Annotated in this window: 21 protein-coding genes; 9 read left to right on the plus strand and 12 right to left on the minus strand. The window is 64.1% G+C overall.

All coding sequences use genetic code 11. The features are described from left to right. Window positions 1-11 precede the first annotated feature (11 nt). From MMSP_RS14985 to MMSP_RS14995, 3 genes are read left to right on the plus strand one after another with little or no spacing between them, the layout of a single operon-like run. A complete protein-coding gene (locus tag MMSP_RS14985) occupies window positions 12-1271 on the plus strand; it encodes a glycosyltransferase family 4 protein (RefSeq protein ID WP_020787312.1) in 1260 nt (419 codons plus the stop codon). Beyond that, window positions 1265-2023, plus strand: coding sequence for a class I SAM-dependent methyltransferase (locus tag MMSP_RS14990; RefSeq protein WP_020787313.1), 759 nt, complete (start codon window positions 1265-1267; stop codon window positions 2021-2023). The genes MMSP_RS14985 and MMSP_RS14990 overlap by 7 nt, the downstream gene beginning before the upstream one ends. After that, complete coding sequence (locus MMSP_RS14995) at window positions 2010-3086, plus strand: prenyltransferase (RefSeq protein WP_036426544.1); 1077 nt, start codon at window positions 2010-2012, stop codon at window positions 3084-3086. The genes MMSP_RS14990 and MMSP_RS14995 overlap by 14 nt, the downstream gene beginning before the upstream one ends. Here the strand turns inward: MMSP_RS14995 and MMSP_RS15000 are convergent. The 3 genes from MMSP_RS15000 to MMSP_RS15010 form a co-directional block, all read right to left on the minus strand. Further along, window positions 3067-3750 carry a class I SAM-dependent methyltransferase gene (locus MMSP_RS15000; RefSeq protein ID WP_036426546.1) on the minus strand — a complete coding sequence of 228 codons (684 nt, stop codon included), beginning with the start codon at window positions 3748-3750 and terminating at the stop codon, window positions 3067-3069. The two genes, MMSP_RS14995 and MMSP_RS15000, sit on opposite strands and share 20 nt — an antisense overlap. Before the next feature lie 106 nt (window positions 3751-3856). Next, on the minus strand, window positions 3857-4135 hold the full coding sequence (locus MMSP_RS15005) for a hypothetical protein (RefSeq protein ID WP_020787315.1): 279 nt from the start codon (window positions 4133-4135) through the stop codon (window positions 3857-3859). 533 nt (window positions 4136-4668) lie between these two features. Continuing rightward, complete coding sequence (locus MMSP_RS15010; RefSeq protein ID WP_020787316.1) at window positions 4669-5532, minus strand: cyclopropane mycolic acid synthase family methyltransferase; 864 nt, start codon at window positions 5530-5532, stop codon at window positions 4669-4671. Between the two features lie 247 nt (window positions 5533-5779). On the opposite strand from MMSP_RS15010, the gene MMSP_RS15015 reads away from it, so the two are divergent. Together MMSP_RS15015 and MMSP_RS15020 are read left to right on the plus strand one after the other, a co-directional pair. Further along, window positions 5780-6475 (plus strand): DUF899 family protein, encoded by a 696-nt coding sequence (locus MMSP_RS15015; protein ID WP_020787317.1) that lies wholly within the window; start codon window positions 5780-5782, stop codon window positions 6473-6475. Window positions 6476-6608: 133 nt separating this feature from the next. After that, window positions 6609-7463, plus strand: a complete 855-nt coding sequence (locus MMSP_RS15020) for a sulfurtransferase (RefSeq protein ID WP_015355787.1) — start codon at window positions 6609-6611, stop codon at window positions 7461-7463. A gap of 33 nt (window positions 7464-7496) precedes the next feature. Here MMSP_RS15020 and MMSP_RS15025 read toward each other — a convergent pair whose 3' ends face one another. Together MMSP_RS15025 and MMSP_RS15030 are read right to left on the minus strand one after the other, a co-directional pair. Continuing rightward, window positions 7497-8312, minus strand: coding sequence for a DUF1906 domain-containing protein (locus MMSP_RS15025; RefSeq protein ID WP_051153793.1), 816 nt, complete (start codon window positions 8310-8312; stop codon window positions 7497-7499). A 221-nt stretch (window positions 8313-8533) separates the two neighbouring features. Next, complete coding sequence (locus tag MMSP_RS15030; protein ID WP_011740210.1) at window positions 8534-8983, minus strand: nitroreductase family deazaflavin-dependent oxidoreductase; 450 nt, start codon at window positions 8981-8983, stop codon at window positions 8534-8536. Window positions 8984-9312: 329 nt separating this feature from the next. Here MMSP_RS15030 and MMSP_RS15035 point away from each other — a divergent pair, with 329 nt between their 5' ends. Continuing rightward, window positions 9313-9765: a Fur family transcriptional regulator gene (locus MMSP_RS15035; RefSeq protein WP_036426550.1), complete on the plus strand. Its 453-nt coding sequence runs from the start codon at window positions 9313-9315 to the stop codon at window positions 9763-9765. Window positions 9766-9801: 36 nt separating this feature from the next. Next, entirely contained in the window at window positions 9802-12033 is a 2232-nt protein-coding gene (gene katG, locus MMSP_RS15040; RefSeq protein WP_036426551.1) for a catalase/peroxidase HPI, read from the plus strand. 94 nt (window positions 12034-12127) lie between these two features. Here the strand turns inward: katG and MMSP_RS15045 are convergent, their stop codons facing one another. The 5 genes from MMSP_RS15045 to MMSP_RS15065 all read right to left on the minus strand — a co-directional run bounded on the left by MMSP_RS15045 (window position 12128) and on the right by MMSP_RS15065 (window position 16446). Further along, window positions 12128-13924, minus strand: a complete 1797-nt coding sequence (locus MMSP_RS15045; RefSeq protein ID WP_020787321.1) for a BCCT family transporter — start codon at window positions 13922-13924, stop codon at window positions 12128-12130. A 358-nt stretch (window positions 13925-14282) separates the two neighbouring features. Next, a complete protein-coding gene (locus MMSP_RS26115) occupies window positions 14283-15146 on the minus strand; it encodes an alpha/beta fold hydrolase (RefSeq protein ID WP_084472582.1) in 864 nt (287 codons plus the stop codon). Between the two features lie 152 nt (window positions 15147-15298). Then, window positions 15299-15649, minus strand: a complete 351-nt coding sequence (locus MMSP_RS15055) for a hypothetical protein (protein WP_020787324.1) — start codon at window positions 15647-15649, stop codon at window positions 15299-15301. Between the two features lie 43 nt (window positions 15650-15692). Continuing rightward, window positions 15693-15923, minus strand: coding sequence for a DUF167 family protein (locus tag MMSP_RS15060; protein WP_012394608.1), 231 nt, complete (start codon window positions 15921-15923; stop codon window positions 15693-15695). A gap of 178 nt (window positions 15924-16101) precedes the next feature. Beyond that, window positions 16102-16446 carry an LLM class flavin-dependent oxidoreductase gene (locus MMSP_RS15065; protein ID WP_020787325.1) on the minus strand — a complete coding sequence of 115 codons (345 nt, stop codon included), beginning with the start codon at window positions 16444-16446 and terminating at the stop codon, window positions 16102-16104. A 131-nt stretch (window positions 16447-16577) separates the two neighbouring features. Here MMSP_RS15065 and MMSP_RS15070 point away from each other — a divergent pair, with 131 nt between their 5' ends. Together MMSP_RS15070 and MMSP_RS15075 are read left to right on the plus strand one after the other, a co-directional pair. After that, a complete protein-coding gene (locus MMSP_RS15070) occupies window positions 16578-17303 on the plus strand; it encodes a cutinase family protein (protein ID WP_051153684.1) in 726 nt (241 codons plus the stop codon). A 12-nt stretch (window positions 17304-17315) separates the two neighbouring features. After that, window positions 17316-18470, plus strand: coding sequence for a hypothetical protein (locus MMSP_RS15075; RefSeq protein ID WP_020787327.1), 1155 nt, complete (start codon window positions 17316-17318; stop codon window positions 18468-18470). Window positions 18471-18479: 9 nt separating this feature from the next. On the opposite strand, the gene MMSP_RS15080 is transcribed toward MMSP_RS15075, so the two are convergent. Together MMSP_RS15080 and MMSP_RS15085 are read right to left on the minus strand one after the other, a co-directional pair. Further along, on the minus strand, window positions 18480-19514 hold the full coding sequence (locus MMSP_RS15080; protein WP_152522453.1) for a M48 family metallopeptidase: 1035 nt from the start codon (window positions 19512-19514) through the stop codon (window positions 18480-18482). Between the two features lie 194 nt (window positions 19515-19708). Next, window positions 19709-19915, minus strand: a complete 207-nt coding sequence (locus tag MMSP_RS15085; RefSeq protein ID WP_020787328.1) for a hypothetical protein — start codon at window positions 19913-19915, stop codon at window positions 19709-19711. Between the last annotated feature and the right edge of the window lie 102 nt (window positions 19916-20017).

The raw sequence follows: 20017 nt of genomic DNA on the forward strand, positions 1-20017 counted from the left end.
AAGAGTTAAGTATGCGAATTGCCCTGTTGTCCTATCGCAGTAAGACTCATTGTGGCGGACAGGGTGTCTATGTGCGTCATCTCAGCCACGGGTTGGTGGACCTCGGCCATGACGTCGAAGTTTTTTCCGGGCAGCCCTATCCGGAGCTGCTTGATCCGCGGGTGCGGCTGACCGAAGTGCCAAGTCTTGATCTCTACCGCGAGCCGGATCCGTTTCGGGTCCCGCATCCGAGCGAGATCCGCGATTCAATAGACCTGCTGGAACTCTTCACCATGTGGACAGCGGGCTTTCCCGAGCCGCGAACCTTCTCGCTGCGCGTCGCCCGACTGCTGGCCGATCGCATTGGCGACTTCGACCTCGTGCACGACAATCAGAGCCTGGGAACCGGCCTGCTGCGCATCGCCGCCATGGGGCTACCGGTGGTGGCCACCGTCCACCACCCCATCACGCGGGACAGAGTGCTTGATCTCGCGGCCGCGCGATGGTGGCGAAAACCGTTGGTGCACCGCTGGTATGGATTCTCTGCCATGCAGAAGCAGGTGGCGCGCCAGCTGCCGCACCTGCTGACCGTCTCCTCGTCATCGGCCGCGGACATCGTCACTGATTTCGGAGTTTCGCCCGATCAGCTAAATGTGGTGCCACTCGGCGTCGACACCGAATTGTTCGAGCCCGGAGTCGGCCCACGGAAACCGGGCCGCGTCATGGCGATCGCAAGTGCCGATACGCCCCTCAAAGGGGTCAGCACACTGCTTCACGCAGTCGCCAAGCTACGGGTGAACCGCGAGATTGAGTTACGGCTGGTGGCGAAGGTGGAACCCAATGGCCCCACCGAAAAACTCATCGCCGAACTGGGGGTCTCCGACATCGTTCACATCAGCAACGGGCTCTCGGATGCGCAGCTAGTGGCCTTGTTCGCTTCGGCTGAGGTCGCCTGCATTCCTTCTCTCTACGAGGGATTTTCGCTTCCCGCGGTAGAAGCGATGGCGAGCGGAACTCCGATAGTCGCCAGCCGGGTAGGAGCATTGCCCGAAGTGTTGGGCACTGACGGTGCCTGCGCGCAGCTGGTTCCGGCCGCCGATGTCGGCGCGCTGACCCACGCGCTGGGCGAGCTTCTCGATTCTCCGGACAAGCGTCGCAGCCTCGGCGAAGCCGGGCGGCAGCGGGCCCTCGGTGTGTTCAGCTGGGAAGCGGTGGCCGCGCAAACCGTGCGAGTCTATGCCGCTGCGATCGAGCGAACAACGACCGCACCTGAAAGCAATGCTCAATGCTGACAGTTGATTTCGACCGCCTAGGTATCGGTCCTGGCGCCACGGTCATCGACGTGGGCTGCGGTGCTGGCCGGCACGCGTTCGAAGCGTACCGACGCGGTGCCGATGTCGTCGCCTTCGACCGGGATGCGGCAGAACTGCGTGCGGTGGACACCATGTTGGCTGCAATGGCGCAGACGGGTGAGGCGCCGGCCGCGGCATCGGCGAAAGTGGTTCTCGGTGACGCGCTTGCGTTGCCGTATCCGGACGAAACATTCGACTGCGTCATCGCGTCCGAGATTCTGGAGCATGTGCCACAAGACGACGCAGCAATCGCTGAACTGGTCAGGGTGCTCAAAGTCGGTGGCACCCTTGCGGTTAGCGTGCCGCGATGGCTTCCCGAGCGAGTGTGCTGGCTGCTCTCGGACGAGTACCACAGCAACGAAGGTGGCCACGTGCGGGTCTACCGGGCCAGCGAGTTGCGCGAAAAGATCACTCGCCACCCAATGGCCTTGACCCACGCCCATCACGCCCATGCGCTGCACTCGCCATTCTGGTGGCTGAAATGCGCTGTCGGTGTGTCGAATGCGGACCACCCCTTGGTGGCCGCGTATCACAAGCTGCTGGTGTGGGATCTGATGCGGCGGCCCAGGGTAGCGCGGATGGCCGAGTCGGTTCTCAATCCGCTGGTGGGTAAGAGTGTCGCGATGTATTTCGACAAGCGGGAATCGGCGCAAAGCCCAGCAGATTTGGGACATTCAGTTGCATCGGCCTAGTCCGCCGGCGGTGCCGGGTGCCCTGACTCGCGATCAATGTCGGCAGACGGCCCAATCCATTGCTTCCGCACAAGAACCCTCGGGCGCCATCCCGTGGTTTGTGGGTGGCCACACCGACCCGTGGGATCATGTGGAGTGTGCGATGGCGCTCACCGCTGCCGGACTTCTCGAGCAGGCGCGCGCCGCATTCGACTGGAGTCGCCGCGCGCAGCGGGCCGACGGGTCATGGCCGATTCAAATCCGCACGGGCACTGTCGAAGATGAAAACAGTGACAGTAACTTCTGTGCCTACATCGCGACCGGAATCTGGCACCATGTGCTCGTGACCGGCGACAAGTCATTCGCCGTCACGATGTGGCCGGTGGTGCGCAAGGCGATCGACTTCGTCATCGACCTGCAGGTGGGTAATGGCGAAATATGTTGGGCTCGAAGTGAGTCCGGGCCACTGACGGAGGCCCTGATGACCGGGTGCGCCAGCATCTTTCACGCCATGAGGTGTGCGCTGGCGCTGGCGGATTTTGTCGGGGAGCCCCAGCCGGAGTGGGAACTGGCGCTCGGTCGGCTTGGCCACGCCATCGTCGCGCACCCGGAGGCGTTCGCTGAAAAGGAGCGCTACTCGATGGACTGGTACTACCCCATCCTCGGCGGTGCGCTACGCGGGCCGGCAGCGGCCGCCAGAATTGACCACCGCTGGAATGACTTTGTTGTCGGCGGCCTCGGTATTCGCTGCGTCGACGACCGGCCGTGGGTGACGGGAGCCGAAACATGCGAATTGGTGCTGGCGCTCGACGCCATCGGTCACCGCGCCGCGGCGCATGAACAGTTCGCGGCGATGCAGCACCTGCGCGAAGACGACGGGTCCTACTGGACGGGATTGGTCTTCGCAGACGGGAAGCGTTGGCCCGAGGAACGCACCACCTGGACCGCTGCGGCGATGATCCTCGCCGCGGATGCGCTATCGAATACCACTCGGGGTGCCGGCATCTTCCGTGGGCATGCGCTGCCCACGGGCCTGCAAACCGACTTCGATTGCGAGTGCGTCGTCAGCAGGCCCGGCCGCTAACCTCGATCTGGTCGCCGGGGCCCCCGCTAGTGCGCTCGAGAAGCCGTAGTGACCCGGTCGCCGAAATCTCCTGAAATTGACTGGAATCGATGGCACGGCGGTAGATGTGGTACGGCGCCCTGCCGCCGTCTGCGGGGTTGGGGAACACATCGTGGATGATGAGCGCTCCCCCTGGGCTCACCCATCTGGCCCAGCCCTCGAAGTCCTGCGCGGCGGCAGCCTCGGTGTGACCTCCATCGATGAACAGCAACTGCAGCGGTGATCGCCACCCCCGGGCCACGATCGGCGATTTGCCCACGACGGTCACCACATGGTCGTCCAGGCCGGAAGAGTCCAGCGTGCGCCGGAAGGTTGGAAGGGTGTCGAACAGTCCAGTGATCTCATCGACCAGTGAATCGTCGTGGTATTCCGAACCGGGCTGGTGTTCCTCAGAGCCGTGATGATGGTCGACGGTGTAGAGGACGCTGGAGCATTGTTGCGCCGCGGCGCCGAGCAACAGGGTGGACTTGCCGCAGTAGGTCCCGATTTCCACACCGAGCCCGCCATTGAAGTACCGCAGCGCGGCGTTGAACAGGGCCTCCCCCTCATCGGCCGGCATGAATCCAGGCACCTGGTCGGCCAGCGCGAAGATTCGCTGCACCGCACTGGGGATGTCGCTGCTCATCACCAAAATCTAGCGTCACGCCAATTCTGGTGACACCGTGGTCCCGCAGGTTGCTGGGTGATAGCCAATACGTCCCGTCCTGGACAGGCGTCCGGCGAAGATGGTGCTAGCCGTGTGGCGCTTCGGAGATCTTGGTGTCGGGCTTGCCCAACGCTTGGCAGTAAGTCATTGCGGACAGACGAGTGGCCGAGATCTCGAGGTTCGTCGGGTCTTTGCCGCTCTTGTCCTTGAGCATCTTGCCGACTTCTTCGCTCTGTTTCTTCTCGTCTTGCGTGGTGAAGTCCTTGCACTTGGTGTCACCGCCGGTGTTGACGATCTCGGAGGCAGAGCATCCGGTGAACAGCAGCGCTGCGGTCGCTACGGTGGTTGGCACAATGAGCCGCATTGTCGCCCTTCCTCAATTCGGGGTATGCGTTATATATAGACCAAACGCCGCAGTCGCAAACGCTCGGTTCGACTAATCCCTAGCAAGCTACTGGCGTCGGCGCCGCGGTGCGGGTTCGGAGACTGCCTCAGCTGACCAGTTGAGAAGGATCTAGCGGTGCATGCACGTCCCGGACAATGGTGCAAGAGTGGGTCAGCGCCGGTCGATACGTGGTAGCGCCGCATTCGCATTCCCAGCAGGTGTGCCGACCACACGAGCATCGGATGACCGCAACGATCATGTGCCCCGGAAGCAGCCAGTGGCCACGCTTACACCGCCGGGGCGGGGCGTCCATCCACTGGGTGCGGGAGCCGTGCTCGAAACGGCCGACGTCAACACTCACCGCAACACCGTCGCACCCGTGGTCAGGCGATGCCAGTGCGGTGTGCAAATCGTGATGAATTGTGGCCGTTCGTTGACCGTGTCGTTGTAGTCCAAGCTGCGATGGCGCGCCGACCTCGAGAAGATGCAGCGCCCGGAACGCCGATCGCGGGCTAGTTCTGCAGGGTGAACTGATTGACGTCAATGTGACCGCGGCGGAAGGCATCTGCGCAGCCGGTCAGGTATTTCAGGTAGCGCTCATAGACTTCTTCGGATTGAATCTCGATGGCCTCGTCCCGGTAGGCGTACAGGGCTTGGGCCCACAGAGCCAGGGTTCTGGCATAGTGCGGCTGCAGCGACTGGCGACGGGTCAGCGTGAAGCCCGCCCTGCCCGCGTGCTGCTGCACCATGTCGATCGACGGCAACCGGCCGCCCGGGAAGATCTCGGTCACAATGAATTTGACGAATCGGATCATGTCAATCGAGATCGGTATTCCCCGATCGCTGATCTGCTCTCGGGTTAAGCCGGTGATCGTGTGCAGCAGCATCACCCCGCCGCGCGGTAAGACCCGATGCGCCATCGCAAAGAAGTCGTCGTAGCGGTCGTGACCGAAGTGTTCGAACGCGCCGATCGAGACGATGCGGTCGACGGGCTCGTCGAACTGCTCCCAGCCCTTCAGCAGCACCCGCCGGGTGCGTGCGGTGTCCAGCTGGTCGAACGATTTCTGCACGTGGGCGGCCTGGTTGTTGGACAGGGTGAGGCCGACGACGTTGACGTCGTGTTTCTCGATCGCGCGGCGCATGGTGGCGCCCCAGCCGCAGCCGATATCGAGCAGTGTCATGCCGGGCTCCAAGCCCAGTTTGCGCAGCGCCAGGTCGATCTTGGCGATCTGTGCCTCTTCCAGTGTCATGTCGTCGCGCTCGAAGTAGGCGCAGCTGTAGGTCTGGGTGGGGTCCAGAAATAGCCGGAAGAAATCGTCGGATAGGTCGTAATGCGCCTGGACGTCGTCGAAATGCGGTACCAGCCGTTGAGCCATGGTTGTGTGCCTTTCCGGGCCCACCGGCCCCCCAAGATTTCCCGTCCCCCAACCCCTGCAGGGTTTCCCGCCAGCCGAGAACGGCAAACACTGCCACCTCCGATGCGGTGCTGGCCTGCACTTATCCGTCAGAACCGCGCGGTGAAAGGCCACCGTAGGGGCATCGACGGCCCTGGCGCGATGACTTCCGGCCGCCGCGGCGGTCATAACAAGTGGTCACCAAACATCGACCTCAAAGGCGGATTCCATGGCAAAGGCCCTGCCAGCAAGCGTTGATCACCTGACCTGGCGCGCCGCGCTCGGCGAGCTGCGCGAGCGCGAGAAGGCTGCCACTCGCGAACTGGATGCGATTGCCGCGCAGCGGCGCCAGTTGCCGATGGTGCGGCTGGCCGACTACACGCTGATCGGTGCGGACGGGCCGGTCCGGCTGGTCGATGTGTTCGATGGCCGCGCGCAGCTGATCGTCTACCACCACATGTGGACCGATGGCGCCGAGTGGCAGTGCGGCGGGTGTACCGGCTTCACGTCGCAGTTCACCCGGCTGGAGTTCCTGGCTCACTATGACGCGCGTTTTGTGATCGTCACGACCGGGCCGATCAACGACGCGCTCGCCTACAAGCACAAGGTGGGCAACAGGATGCCGTGGTATTCGTCCTCGGAGAGCTCGTTCGCCGCTGACCTGGATGCGCCGGCCGGCGGAGGCTTTGCGGTCAATGTGTTACTGCGTGATGGTGACACCGTCTACCGCACTTGGCATACGACCGGTCGAGGCGCCGAGCAACTCAGCTACATGTTTGGGCTGATCGACCTGCTGCCGTGGGGGCGCCAGGAGCAATGGCAGGATTCGCCCGCCGGATGGCCGTCCCGACCGACCTACTCGGGCTGGCTGGGCTCACGCGAGATCGCCTTGGCCTACGGCCCCGGCGACACTGCTGGCCCCTAGCCACTGGTCGCGGGGCCGGGAAAGGCCGTCGCGGTGCGTTCGTCGCACCGGCGACGGGTACTCGGGAGGTATCCGTAGGCTCATCGGTGCGTGTCGCCAGCTCGCAGAAGACTCCTGAAGAAGAGGTGGACAGGTGCAGGCTAGAGGGCAGGTGCTGATCTCTGTGGCTGAGTTGACCGACCACATCCGGGCCGGCTTGCCGGTGACGATATTGGACGTGCGATGGCAGCTCGGCGAACCCGACGGGCACCCGTCCTACCTGCGCGGCCACCTACCGGGAGCGGTGTATGTGTCGCTCGAGGCGGAACTCAGCGACCACACCGTCGCCGGGCGCGGCCGGCACCCGCTACCGTCGGGGCGCAATCTCGAGATCGCCGCGCGCCGATGGGGAGTGCAGCAGGACGAATTGGTCGTGGTCTACGACGACTGGAACCGGACCGGTTCGGCCCGAGCATGGTGGCTGTTGACCACGGCAGGGGTAGCGAATGTGCGCATCCTGGATGGAGGTCTGGGCGCGTGGCGCCGCGCCGGTGGGCACTTGCAGACGGGAGCCGTTCACCCCCGCGCCGGCAATGTGTCTGTGCTGCATGAGGATTTGTACGTCGGAAGCCGTCCGACATTGACGGCGAGCCAAGTTGGCGCAGGAGTCACGACACTGCTCGATGCCCGCGCGCCCGAGCGCTTCCGTGGTGATGTCGAGCCGATCGACCCGGTCGGCGGCCACATTCCCGGCGCGAAGAACCTTCCCAGCGGCGCCGTCCTGACCGCGGACGGAACGTTTGTGGACACCGGCGCGCTCGACGAACTCCTGTCCGGATGTGGCATTGATCGGGACGGCGCCATGGGCGCCTACTGCGGCTCGGGCATCACCGCCGCAGTCACCGTGGCGGCCTTGGTCGCCGCGGGCGGCGACGCGGCGCTGTACCCGGGTTCATGGTCGGAGTGGTGTTCGGATCCCAATCGTCCCGTGGAACGCAGCACCGAATGAACCCACGGCCACCCCGCAGGTTCCGCTAGCCGATCACCGCGCCAGATCCCACTGCCCGAAGTCGGCGGCGAGGACCTCGTTCACGTCCACACGTATCTCGCCTAACAGCGGACTTGGGTGTGTGGGACTGTTGACGACCTCTTGATACAGCACCGCGGCGGGCTCGCGCTGACCATGCGACCAGGACCTGGTCTGCCATGCCCACCGATGCTCCGGCGTGGTCGAGCTTCCGATCACCCCGTCTCTGACCGCCCACGCGCAGGCCCGGGAATGTCCATAGATACCGGTGCGCTCGACGCCGAGTACCGAGTTGATTCCCCGGAACCACTCCACGGCAGCGGTGTCCCAGGTGTGCGGGTCGATGTCTTCATCGACACTGAAGAAGATCGGGGCCGACGCTGTGCCCCCTGCCGCGCTGTGCAGGCGTAGGGCAGTCTGGGCGTCTTGCACACCACCGGAACGGCCGCGGGTGAAATCCGACGGCGCTGAGCCACCGGGCTTGCCGTACTGGTAGTTGCTGACGATGTGCAGGTCCGCCGCTCGCAATTCGTCGGCGTATTCGCGGGTGATGGGTTTTGCTTGGAAGTTCGCTCCCGGGCGCGATTCGGATACGTAGTTCACGACGCCGTCATAGCTTGCCGACTTGATCAGCTCTGGTGAGATGCGCTGCTTGGCAAAGTCGATCAACCTCACGCTGGTGGCGCCGGCCCGGGGTGCGTCGACGCTTTCGGCGAGTGTCCCGAGGCCGAACAAAGCCGGTGCCAAGGCAAACTTGCAGACCTTGAGGACGTCGCGCCGGGACACCGATTGCGCTCCGATGCGGCTACTCGGTGCAGCCGGCTTGTGCACCGCGCGATGGTACCAAATTCCGGTTCCCTCGGTGTCGTGCCGCGGCGACCGCATTCCGTTCGGGTGCATTTGCCGGGGCAGTCGAACTGGATCGAAAGGTTAATCAGTCCAGAATATTTCGTACGGGAAGCGAGACTCGCTGCGCGGACTTCCGGGCGGATCTTGGTCGACATCGCCCGAAGCCGGCACCACGGTGGCGGCGACGAGGCTCGTGGATCGGGCTAGTTCTGCGCGGTGGGGTCGAGCCGGAAGACGGCGCACTGCCCGGCCAGTGCGGCAAACTCTTCGGCCGTTCCTTGCCGCACCAAGCCGGAGCGCTTGAAGAAGCCGACGCCCCGAGGAACTTTGTGCGGAAACGCGGCCAGCACGGGAACCGCCTGGGCTGCGGTGAGTTCGGTGAAGACCACCTGTTGCTTCTTGCGTCCCCGGGTAACGGTTCCGCTGCCGGCCGCGCGAGCGTTGCGCACCCAGTCCGCACCTGGATATCCGCCGACCACATACACGCAGTCATCGAGTACGAACGGGGTTGCCGGGGTGCTGCGCGGCAGCCCCGTCTTGCGGCCGGTCACGGTGAGTACCCGTACCGGGCCCGCGACGACGCCGATCTTCTGCAGGGTCACCATGGCTTTGTTCATCGGCTTGAGCCAAGCCGGTGGCTTCGGATTGGACATTTCAGATCCCATCTCTGAACATTGCGGCCCCAGCTATATCAGGGTGTCTGATATCAATCTACCTGATAGATGGCCGGTGTTCGGAGTGGCTTGACGGTGTTGTCGTCAACCCTGCCGGCGCGCGACCGCGTGGCGGCACCGGTGTCTGAGTGTGCTTGTTGTGCAATCGTTTTCAACTGGCAAACGGCCGCGGGCGCGACCGTCGCAGGGCGCGATGTGATGCGGGCCCGAAGGTGTCGGAGCAAGGGGCTGAGCGCGCCGGCCCAATTGTGCGTTGATGGCGAGCGGAAACTCTTGACCGATTCAAGATAGCGAGTCATAGTGGCGAAGTGGGGTCAACGGCGGACTACACAGAGAAGCTGCGTATGGCCGATCTGCGCGTCACCCGGCCGAGGCTTGCTGTGCTCGAGGCCGTGGGCGATCACCCACACGCCGACACCGAAACGATCTACTCGGCGGTTCGCGAAATCCTGCCCGACGTGTCCCGGCAGGCCGTATATGACGTGCTCGGCGCACTTACCTCGGTGGGCCTGGTCCGTCGCATCCAGCCGTCGGGATCGGTCGCCCGCTATGAATCCCGCGTCGGCGATAACCACCACCATGTCGTCTGCCGATCCTGCGGAGCGATTGCCGACATCGATTGTGCCGTCGGTGAGGCTCCGTGTCTGGCCCCCTCGGACGACAGCAATGTGCTGGATGGCTTCGTTGTCGACGAGGCCGAAGTCATTTTTTGGGGCATGTGCCCCGATTGTTCAACCGCAATGCCCCGGTCACAGCCGTGATCGCAGCCCGATTCACCCACCCCTGGAAGGAATGCTGTGTCATCCGATAGCCGCCCACCTCAACCCGACACCTCGACCCAGAGCAATAGCGAAAGCGAAAGCCCCGCAATCTCCTCCCCCACCCCGCAGGATCACGCGCCGATGACCAACCGGGACTGGTGGCCCAACCAGATCGACGTGTCGATGCTGCACCCGCACCCGTCTCAGGCCAGCCCGCTCGGTGCTGATTTCGACTACCCGAAAGAGTTCGCCAAGCTCGACGTCGATGCGCTCAAGGCCGACGTCATGTCGGTGATGACCACCTCGCAGGACTGGTGGCCCGCGGACTATGGCCACTACGGTGGCCTGTTCATCCGGATGAGCTGGCACGCCGCCGGTACCTACCGCATCCAAGATGGTCGCGGCGGCGGTGGCCAGGGCATGCAGCGATTCGCTCCGCTCAACAGCTGGCCGGACAACGTCAGCCTGGACAAGGCACGCCGACTGCTGTGGCCGGTCAAGCAGAAGTACGGCAGCAAGATCTCCTGGGCGGACCTGATTATCTTCGCCGGGAACTGTGCCTTGGATTCGATGGGATTCAAGACCTTCGGCTTTGGGTTCGGTCGTGAGGACGTCTGGCAGCCCGAAGAGGTCATGTGGGGCGAAGAGGACGTCTGGCTGGGCACCGATAAGCGCTACTCGGGCAAGCGCGACCTCGCCCAACCCTACGGCGCGACCACCATGGGTTTGATCTACGTCAACCCCGAGGGGCCCGAGGGCAAGCCCGATCCGGTTGCCGCCGCGCACGACATTCGGGAAACCTTCGCCCGCATGGCGATGAACGACGAGGAGACCGCCGCACTGATCGTCGGCGGCCACAGCTTCGGCAAGACCCACGGTGCCGGCGACGCCGACCTGGTCGGTCCCGAGCCGGAGGCCGCCCCGATCGAACAGCAGGGGTTTGGCTGGAAGAGCTCGTTTGGTAGCGGCAAGGGCAAGGACGCGATCACCAGCGGTCTCGAAGTGGTCTGGACCCCGACCCCCACCCAGTGGGGTAACGGATTCCTGGAGCTGCTCTACGGCTACGAGTGGGAGCTCACCAAGAGTCCGGCCGGCGCGTGGCAGTTCACGGCCAAGGATGGTGCCGGCGCAGGCACGATCCCCGATCCGTTCGGCGGGCCGGGGCGCGCCCCGACGATGCTGGTCACCGACATATCGATGCGCGAGGACCCGATCTATCGGCGGATCACCCAGCGCTGGCTGGAACATCCGGAGGAGCTGACCGAGGCGTTCGCCAAGGCCTGGTACAAGCTGTTGCACCGGGACATGGGACCGGTCAGCCGCTACCTCGGACCCTGGGTTGCCGAGCCGCAGCTCTGGCAAGACCCGGTGCCCGACGTTGACCACGAGCTGGTTGACGCCAAGGACGTTGCGGCGCTGAAGAGCAAGGTGCTCGCGTCCGGCCTGACGGTTGCGCAGCTGGTCAAGACGGCATGGTCGGCGGCGAGCAGCTTCCGGCGCACCGACAAGCGCGGCGGTGCCAATGGAGGGCGGTTGCGTCTGGAACCGCAGAAGAGCTGGGAATCCAACGAGCCCGCAGACCTCGACCAGGTGCTGTCTGTGCTGGAGGGAATCCAGCAGGACTTCAACAGCTCGGCGGCCGGCGGCAAGAAGATTTCGCTTGCCGACCTGATCGTGTTGGCTGGCTCGGCAGCGGTCGAGAAGGCGGCCAAGGATGGCGGTCACGAGGTCTCGGTGCCGTTCTCCCCCGGGCGCACCGACGCATCGCAGGAGAACACCGACGTGGAGTCGTTCGCGGTGCTCGAACCGCGCGCGGACGGATTCCGCAACTATGTCCGGGTCGGTGAGAAGGCTCCGCTGGAGCACCTGCTGATCGAACGGGCGTATCGGCTCGGGGTGACGGCTCCGGAGATGACGGTGCTGGTTGGTGGGTTGCGTGCGCTGGGCGCCAATCACGGCGGCTCCAAGCATGGCGTGTTCACCGACAAGCCGGGCGTGCTGTCCAATGATTTCTTCGTGAACCTGCTCGATATGGGCACGGAGTGGAAGGCCTCGGACGCGGCGGAGAACGTCTACGAAGGGTGCGACCGCTCCTCGGGGCAGCTCAAGTGGACGGCCACCGCCAACGATCTGGTGTTCGGTTCGAACTCGGTGCTGCGCGCACTGGCCGAGGTCTATGCCCAAAGCGACGCCAAGCAGAAGTTCGCTGAGGACTTCGCCGCGGCGTGGGCCAAGGTCATGAACAACGACCGGTTCGATCTCGAGTAGTCCGGTATCGATTGCTGACTCGTAGTGACCCCCGTGAACCAATAGCTCGCGGGGGCCACTGCGAGGGGCGGCGTCGGCCGGTTGGCTTCGCGGCCTACGCCGACGATGTTGGATTTCTTTGGCCGTCTTGCTCGCTGGTGTCAAACATGTGCCCGCCCAACGGATCTGGTGGAGTTATGACGGTTAGCGCGCCGGTGTCGGGGTGCACGCTGCAGGTACCGCTATCGACGTCGCGAACCGCGATAAGCCCGGCCAGGGTCGCGGAGATGTCGCGGCGCTGCCGGTTGCCGTCCGATACCACGTCGGGCACGGTGACATGCAGCAGCCTGGGCGTGGTGAGTAGATCGAAGCGGAACGCTTTTAGCATGGCGTAACACGCCACCACCATGACGATGGAGAACGGCAGGGCGGTGGCAATGGAAGCGGTCTGCAACGCGGTCAGCGACCCGGAGCCGCCAACCAGCAGCAATATCGCGGCGGCGGTCCCCTCGAGCACCGCCCAGTACACCCGGGTCAGCTTGGGCGGATCCAGCTCGCCACCCGCGGACAAGATGTCGATCACGAGCGAACCCGAGTCCGACGACGTGATGAAGAAGAACACGATCACTAGCACCGCAAGAACGCTGGTGATGACGCCGATGGGCAGATCGCCGAGCAATCGGAACAGCGACGTGTTGGTGTCCACGGCGCCGTTGACCAGCATGTCGCCGTCGTTTCGCTGGCGCAACAGCGCGGCGTCACCAAAGATGGTGAACCACAGCGAGGCAATCACGGTGGGTACCAGCAGCACCGCCCCAATGAACTCTCGGATCGTGCGCCCGCGCGATATCCGCGCGATGAACATCCCGACAAACGGCGCCCAGCTGATCCACCAGCCCCAGTAGAAAATGGTCCAGTTGCCGAGCCAGCTGTCGTGCGAGAACGGCGCGGTGCGCAGCATGAACTGTGGCAGGGACTGAGCGTAGCCGCCCAAGTTCTGCACCCACGACTGCAGCAAGAAAAGTGTCGGTCCGAGTAACAGCACGAACAGGGCCAATAGGGCCGCCAATGCCATGTTGATGTTTGACAGCCACTTCAAACCCTTGCTGACACCGCTGACCACCGATGCCGTCGCGGCGGCGGTGATCGCGCCGATCATGGCGATGATCCACCAGTTGTTCGTCTTGATCCAGCCGAGATACTCCAGGCCGGAGGCAATCTGGGTGATGCCAAAGCCCAGTGATGTGGCGACACCGAACAGTGTTCCCACGATGGCAACGACATCGACCGCGTGTCCCAGCACGCCTTCGACTCGGCGCCGCCCCAAGACCGGCTCCAGCAGCCACCGCACCGACAAGGGGCGTCCCCGCCGATAGGTCATGTAGGCCATGCCGAGGCCAACCACCACGTAGATCGCCCACGCGTGCAGACCCCAGTGGAACAGGGTCAGTGCCATCGCCTGGTTGGCCGCCGCATCGGTGAGTGCGGGCACGCCGCGGGACTGAGGTGGATGGGCGTAGTGGCTGAGCGGCTCGGCCACACCGTAGAACACCAAACCGATGCCCATACCCGCGCTGAACAGCATCGCCAGCCATGCCCAAAAGCCGTACTCGGGTACCTCGTCTTCGCTGCCGAGCCGGATGGTGCCGATCTGCGAGATACCGCAGTAGAGCGCGAACACGACAAAAGCCGTGGCGACCAGGATGTACCACCACCCGACCCCAGCGGTGATTGCGGCGTTGAGCTTCACGAATGCATTGGCGGCGGTCTGCGCGTAGACGACTGAAACAACGATCATGGTCACGATCACCAATGACGCCGGAACGAAGACCGAGGGTTTGATACTTCGCCAAGCCTCGGCAACCACATTCGGGCGACCCGGATCGCTATCGGGCAGGTCGGGCAACGCCATCACACTCCCTTCTAGGCACGTCCTGGTCACCGACGTCGCTTCGCGGCTAACGCGAACGACCGTGACGAACGTGCGTGTCGAGTGGCCTCCGGCCGGAGCTCGCGAGCCTGATCTGTCACCGCCGTTCGAGCGGCCACGCGAGTAAGGAGACCCTCTTGGTGAACCTTCAGAGTTTGAACTCTGCCGGGCTGATATTACCGAGATGGCCGGAGGTTGTCGGGTGCAGGTGAAATTACCGATGCGGTTATCACACCCCCGAGTGGTTTTGCAACGCAATCGATACTGCCGGTGTCGCCGCGCGATATCACCTGGTCGTCGCAACGAAAGGGCAGGTGATACGGGACGGGGCCGAACGGTATTAGGCCAGGGCCTCGGTGAGGACCGACAGTATTTGCTGCCATATGCGTCTATGGAAGTACATGTGGCCGGCACCTTTGAGAACGGTCAGATGAGCGTTCGGCAGGGAGTTGGCCAGGATCTGTATATTCCCGACGTTCGACGCCAACTGGTCCTTTTCGCCGTAAATGAAGTGTATCGGGATTTCGAGTTCGCTTAGCTCGGTCCAGGTGTCGTCGATGCCCACCTGAACCTTGGTGTGATTATATGCTGGCTCGATGACTTCCGTTTCATAGAGGCGCTTGGTGTATTCATCGGCTAAGTCGGTGTCCAATTCAAAGCTGCCGTTGAGGTATCGCCAGACTTTGAAAAATTCTTCTTTGCCACGTTTGTAATCTGGGTACATCTTGTTGGACATCAGCACTTGCCACATGGCGGCGAGCGTCTCGCTATCCGTCTCGGCGTATATGTTGTTACCCGTGGCGATTATCGGCGATGACATCAAGAACAGCTTCTCGACCCGTTCCGGGTATTTGACCGCGAACAGTTGAGCCACGGTGCTGCCGAGTGAATGTCCGATGAGTACAACGGTATTCAGATCATGGTCGGCTAGTATGGCTCGAACATCGTCAACCATTTCATCGATGGTGTATGGCGGATCAGCGTCGACATCTCTTGCCGGGGGGAAATGCGTTGAATCACCGATGTCACGGCTGTCGAAGCGTAAGACAAAATATCCTAGATCGGCGAGACGCTCGCAGAAGTTGCTGTTCCAGAAGATAGCTGGAGCCATCGCGCCGGATATGAGAAGGATTGCCCTGTCGGCACGGCTCCCAAAACTCTGCCTCCAGATTCTGACGCCCAGATTTTCAACGTACCGCCCCATAGGAACATCCTATGTCGACGGGTAATGGGGGTAGGCCTGACGTGTGTTCTGCCGTACGGGGATAACCAATCCCGCTGAATTGAGGTCGCGCTAGGGCGGGTGTCACATCCCGGGATTGGTGCCCAAGCGCCGGCGTCGAGCGCTCGGGCGGGCTAGCAGCCGCGCAGTTGTTTGAGGGCGCGCGTCGGCGCTTCCCAAAACCCCAGCGGGGCAACATGTTTCGCTACCTGTATGGAAATGGAATTGCGTCGGCGCCGCAAGCTGCGCCGGGCGCGGCGGACAACAACCAGCGCAATGACCGTGAACGCCATGCCAGCCAGTGCCGTCCTGCGCCTGCGCCTGATCCGGCCCGAGCGGGTTGAGCCGGCCCGGCGGCCGCATAGGTAGCCGATGCAAAGTGCCGCCATGATCAGCACTGAGGTGACGGCAAGCGCTGGCATGAACTGAGCATCGTTGTCCGCCGTCGCGGCGAGATCACGGGGCAGATACGCCTTGGCCACCATGTGAACGCGGTGGTCCCCGGCGTGGGCGGACCCCCGAAGGCGATCAGCGCTCGACGCGGAAGCGCTTCAACCGCGACGTGGCCCCCGCCACCAATTCAACTCGGCTTCTCGGCAGTTGAAGGTGGGCGGCGAGCAACCGGGCTGCGGCTTCGTTGGCCTTACCGTCGACCGCCCGCTCGCGTACATAGATGGTTAGCTCGGCATCGGAACCCGTCTCGACCAGGGGGCCTTTGCGACTACCCGGCTTGACCCGGACGACGACGATGTCGGTCATGCTTGGTGAGGCTACCGACCGGCCAACCGCTGATGCGTCATCCGCGCCCGAAGGCCATGCTGGTCAACCGAGGGCGGCGCACCGTTCGAGCAGGCCTAGCGATGGTGGCTGCCGGAACGCCAGGACCATGTGTTCGCAGCCAAGCCTGCTGAACTCGGGTAACAGGGCAAGTTGGCGGTCAACCTGGTTCTCGACTGCCGGGTGCCTCGTGCCACCCGGCGCCGATGCCGACGTGCAGTCGACCGACGCAGATGTGGTCGACGGTCACTGCCATTTTCGCCAGGATCGCCGGATGGCCAAAGATCACACCGGTTACCAGAGGGTCGATCCTCGTCCGTTGGGTAACAGCTGCCATGGCGGCCGGCGTCGTCCAGCCCTCGAACGTCGGCTCGGCGAGTTCCGCCGGCCCACAAGAGTGGTCCCAGTCCCAAATCCCTTCGAAGCCAGGGCGATCCGCGGCCTGCCGCAACTGCTGCAGTGCGGAGTATTCGAAGCTCAGGTGGAACTCGACCGATATCCGCATGCGGCGCTATTTAGGCCGTTGCGGTGTGTGTGCGGCGCGGTCATTGAGTATCAAAGTGCAGTGCGGTGCATGGCGTGGGGGCCAATTCTTCAAAGCCTGCCAACAGGTGCCGAAGTGGTTAACATCTTCCTGTGCGCGCTTTGTTTGCCCGTAGGTCGGTCCAATTTGGAGTTGGGGCGGTCGCGGTAGCCGCGGCCCTAACGATCGCCGCAGCGGTGCTGCCGCCGGGAACGCCCGGTGCGGCGCCGTCAACCGATGCGGCGAACTGCCCTCAGGTGCAGGGCTCCAGCGTTCCCTGCCCTCAGGTGGAGGTTGTCTTCGCCCGGGGCAGATTCGAGTCGCCGGGGCCCGGGGTGCTGGGCAACGCGTTCATCAGCTCGCTGAGCTCCAAGGTCGGCGGCAGAAGCATGGGGTCCTACGCCGTGAAGTATCCGGCCGACACCGAGGTCGACATCGGTGCCAACGACATGAGCGGGCACATCCAGTACATGGTCAACAGCTGCCCGGACACCCGACTGGTGCTAGGCGGATATTCTCTCGGCGCGGCGGTCACCGACGTGGTGCTTGCGGTGCCGATGTCGGCGTTCGGATTCGAGGATCCGCTGCCGCCGGGCACCGATCAGCACATCGCCGCGGTCGCGCTGTTCGGCAACGGCAGCCAGTGGGTGGGGCCCATCACGAACTTCAGTCCGCTCTACAACGACAGAACCATCGAGTTGTGCCATGGCTCCGACCCGGTCTGCAGCCCCGCTGACCCCAATACGTGGAAGCAGAACTGGCCACAGCACCTCGCCAGTGCCTACATCCAGGACGGCATGGTCAACGAGGCCGCCGACTTCGTCGCAGGCAAGCTCTAGTCCCGCTGCGGCATGGACGTCGGGCCGCTGATCACGCGCTATGCCCGCCGCTTCTGTCGGGTGCATGCGGGTCTGCACTCGGTCGCGTCACCGCTGGGTGCGTGGTTGCTCCTGGCGCTGGTGGCGCCGATCGCCCGAGGTGCCGCTCGCGAGCAGCTCGAAGAGGCCCTCGGTACTGACGCTAAGCATGCGCGCCGGGCGCTGGAGGACCTGATGGTCGCGCCACCCGAGGTGATCAACGCGGCGTTGGCCCTGTGGGGCCCAGCGGACTTGGCGGGGTTGTGGTCAGGCCGCATGCCCTCCGAAGTGGAGATCGGGCCGATCCCCAGCCAGGCCCAAGCCGACACGTGGGCACGCAACCACACCGATGGCATGATCGAGCGCTTCCCCGCCGACTTGTCGGGCATGGCGGCCGTGTTGGCCAGCGCGCTGGCCACGCGGATCAGCTGGTTGCGGCCCTTCGGCGTCACCGATGCCGGCCAGCTGCGCTCGCCCTGGAGCAAACAGGTTTGCGATGCGCTCACGGTCGCCGGGCACAGCGCCTACCTCGCCGATGCTGAGGGTGTGGGAACTGTCGGCGTGCATACCGCGGTCGGTACCGGCGAATTGCACGTCACCTCGGTTATCGCGAGTCGAGGTGCATCGTTTCAGGCCGTGTTGGCGGCGGCGCACGACATCGCCTGCCGGGAAGTGACCGGCTCCCGGGTGCGTCGCCGTGAGCTCTGCGACCTGCCGCTCGGCGACGGCGAATTCTGGACGATCACCGAGGGGGCCCGTGGCCGCGAGGACGACGTGCGGGTGGTGATGCCGGCTTGGCAGGTGTCGTCGGATCACGACCTCACCGCTGATCCGGCGTTGGGTTTCGGTGCGGCCGGGCAAGCCCTGGCGGTGGCGCTGAAGGGGACTGCGGATACGCGGGCCCGGCAGTCCGCGGTGGCCCGCTACGGCCGGTATGGCTTCGAGGCCGCGGCCGTCACCGCGATCGCTGTGCGTGGCGCGATGGTTTCGCGGCTGCCGTCGCGGTCAGCGACGCTGCGCTTCGGTCATCCCTATGCGGTGGTGGCAGTGGTAGGTGGCGGGCGGCGACGCGATCCGTGGGCCGGTGTGCCGGTCTTCGCCGCCTGGGTCAGCGAACCCACCGAAGTCGGATCCGTCCAAACCGGGTAGCCGGATCCGCTATTTCGGGTTGTGCCGCCACTCGTTGATCTTGCGGCCCAACGAATCGGCCGCGCTGGTGGCGGCCCGGCCCACGCCGTCCACGATGCCGCCCAGACCGTCGCGTATGCCCTTGATCAGCGGGTCGTCGGACTGGTCGAACCCGTCCTTGTAGTGGCGGGCGGCCTCGCCGAGGTCATCGGCGATCGAGGATTGGCCATCGTCGACGCGCAGCGGATAACTGCCCGACATCACCTTTCCATAGCCGCCGGCGTCCACCCACTTGGTCAATTCGGCGACCCGCAGCACCGAGAACGGGTGGGTCTGAAGTTCGAGGTTGAGCAGCTTGAGCAGCCCGTCGCGCATGTCCCCAGATCGCTCGTACTCCGCGGCCTGGGCCAAGAACGCTTCGGAGTCCAGCTTGTCCAACCGGCTTCCGCCGGCCAGCTTCATCTCCACCCGAATCGCGGTGTCCAAGTCCTGGCAGCAGAGCAGTCCCGCCCGGTCCCCGGACAGCTCGGACTTGCGTTGCCATTCCAGCAGCGCCGCCACGATCGCGCGTAACGCCCAGCCGCCGATCGGGAGAAAGCCCAGGGAACCCGCCAGCCGCATCAGGTGCATCAGCATCGTGCGGTAGGTGGCGTGACCCGATAGCGCGTGACCGAGCTCGTGACCCACGACAAAGCGCAGCTCGTCATGGGTCATCAGGTCGTAGAGCCCGGAGGTGATCACGATGAACGGGGCGTCCATCCCGATGGTGTAAGCATTCACCACCGGCGACTGCGTGACGTAGACCTCGGGTTTGGTCGGCGCGTCCAGGACATCCACGCATTCATCGAGCAGTGCGTCGAGGTCTGCGAACTGGCGTGGGCCGACTCGTGCCGCGCTGGCCAGATACAGCAGCCGGTGTTGGCGCTCCCGCAGCATTCCGGAGAGCAGTTTCAGGATCTGGTCGAAGCCTTTGAGATGGCGCCGTGCCGATAAAGCGGTTCGGTCGGCCGGATGCTCCCACGCCCTGGAGCTGATACCGCCAAGAGTGGTGCGGGTGGTGGCCAGGGCTCCGGCGTTGTTGATTAGCAGGCTTGTGAGCTGGGTTGATGATCTTTGGTGCCGCGCTACCCTGGGGTGGTGGCCGGTGTCTGAGACATGACGCGAACTCCTCGGTAGTCCGTATCAGAATACGGACGCCGTGCCACCGCGATTTCGCAGTAAAGGAATTCCCAGACCGCGCCGAAGAGGGGCGCGAGAGGTCAGGCCGGCGAATCCGCGCTGGGCCATGCCAGGGCGGCGCTACCCATGCTGCTGACGTCGACTCCCATCGCGGCAGCACGCTGACGGCCCAGGTAGGCGGGGTGTCGGCGCATCTCTTCACGGCGCTGATTTTCGCGCTGCCGAGCTGCAAGCCACATCGGATGTGACTGCAGATAAATGACCTCCGCCTCTGGCGCATTCGTCACTGCTCGTCAACTCCTCTCGTTCAACCCGAGTTCGGTACATACGCCGCGAACACCTGTCCGTTAAGGATTGACAGCAAACCTGTGATCAAACCGTGTCTTAAT

Source organism: Mycobacterium sp. 012931 (genome assembly GCF_000419295.1).
GTDB classification, from domain to species: Bacteria; Actinomycetota; Actinomycetes; order Mycobacteriales; family Mycobacteriaceae; genus Mycobacterium; species Mycobacterium marinum.

What these genes read in the sequence shown, in the direction of transcription:
- MMSP_RS26115 (WP_084472582.1), bottom strand. Translation starts at nt 15,146, where the DNA reads ATGGGGCGGTACGTTGAAAATCTGGGCGTCAGAATCTGGAGGCAGAGT.
- MMSP_RS15005 (WP_020787315.1), bottom strand. Translation starts at nt 4,135, where the DNA reads ATGCGGCTCATTGTGCCAACCACCGTAGCGACCGCAGCGCTGCTGTTC.
- MMSP_RS15065 (WP_020787325.1), bottom strand. Translation starts at nt 16,446, where the DNA reads ATGCGGATATCGGTCGAGTTCCACCTGAGCTTCGAATACTCCGCACTG.
- MMSP_RS15015 (WP_020787317.1), top strand. Translation starts at nt 5,780, where the DNA reads ATGGCAAAGGCCCTGCCAGCAAGCGTTGATCACCTGACCTGGCGCGCC.
- MMSP_RS14985 (WP_020787312.1), top strand. Translation starts at nt 12, where the DNA reads ATGCGAATTGCCCTGTTGTCCTATCGCAGTAAGACTCATTGTGGCGGA.
- MMSP_RS15055 (WP_020787324.1), bottom strand. Translation starts at nt 15,649, where the DNA reads ATGGTGGCCAAGGCGTATCTGCCCCGTGATCTCGCCGCGACGGCGGAC.
- MMSP_RS15060 (WP_012394608.1), bottom strand. Translation starts at nt 15,923, where the DNA reads ATGACCGACATCGTCGTCGTCCGGGTCAAGCCGGGTAGTCGCAAAGGC.
- MMSP_RS15030 (WP_011740210.1), bottom strand. Translation starts at nt 8,983, where the DNA reads ATGTCCAATCCGAAGCCACCGGCTTGGCTCAAGCCGATGAACAAAGCC.
- MMSP_RS14990 (WP_020787313.1), top strand. Translation starts at nt 1,265, where the DNA reads ATGCTGACAGTTGATTTCGACCGCCTAGGTATCGGTCCTGGCGCCACG.
- MMSP_RS15000 (WP_036426546.1), bottom strand. Translation starts at nt 3,750, where the DNA reads ATGAGCAGCGACATCCCCAGTGCGGTGCAGCGAATCTTCGCGCTGGCC.
- MMSP_RS15045 (WP_020787321.1), bottom strand. Translation starts at nt 13,924, where the DNA reads ATGGCGTTGCCCGACCTGCCCGATAGCGATCCGGGTCGCCCGAATGTG.
- MMSP_RS15010 (WP_020787316.1), bottom strand. Translation starts at nt 5,532, where the DNA reads ATGGCTCAACGGCTGGTACCGCATTTCGACGACGTCCAGGCGCATTAC.
- MMSP_RS15075 (WP_020787327.1), top strand. Translation starts at nt 17,316, where the DNA reads ATGGACGTCGGGCCGCTGATCACGCGCTATGCCCGCCGCTTCTGTCGG.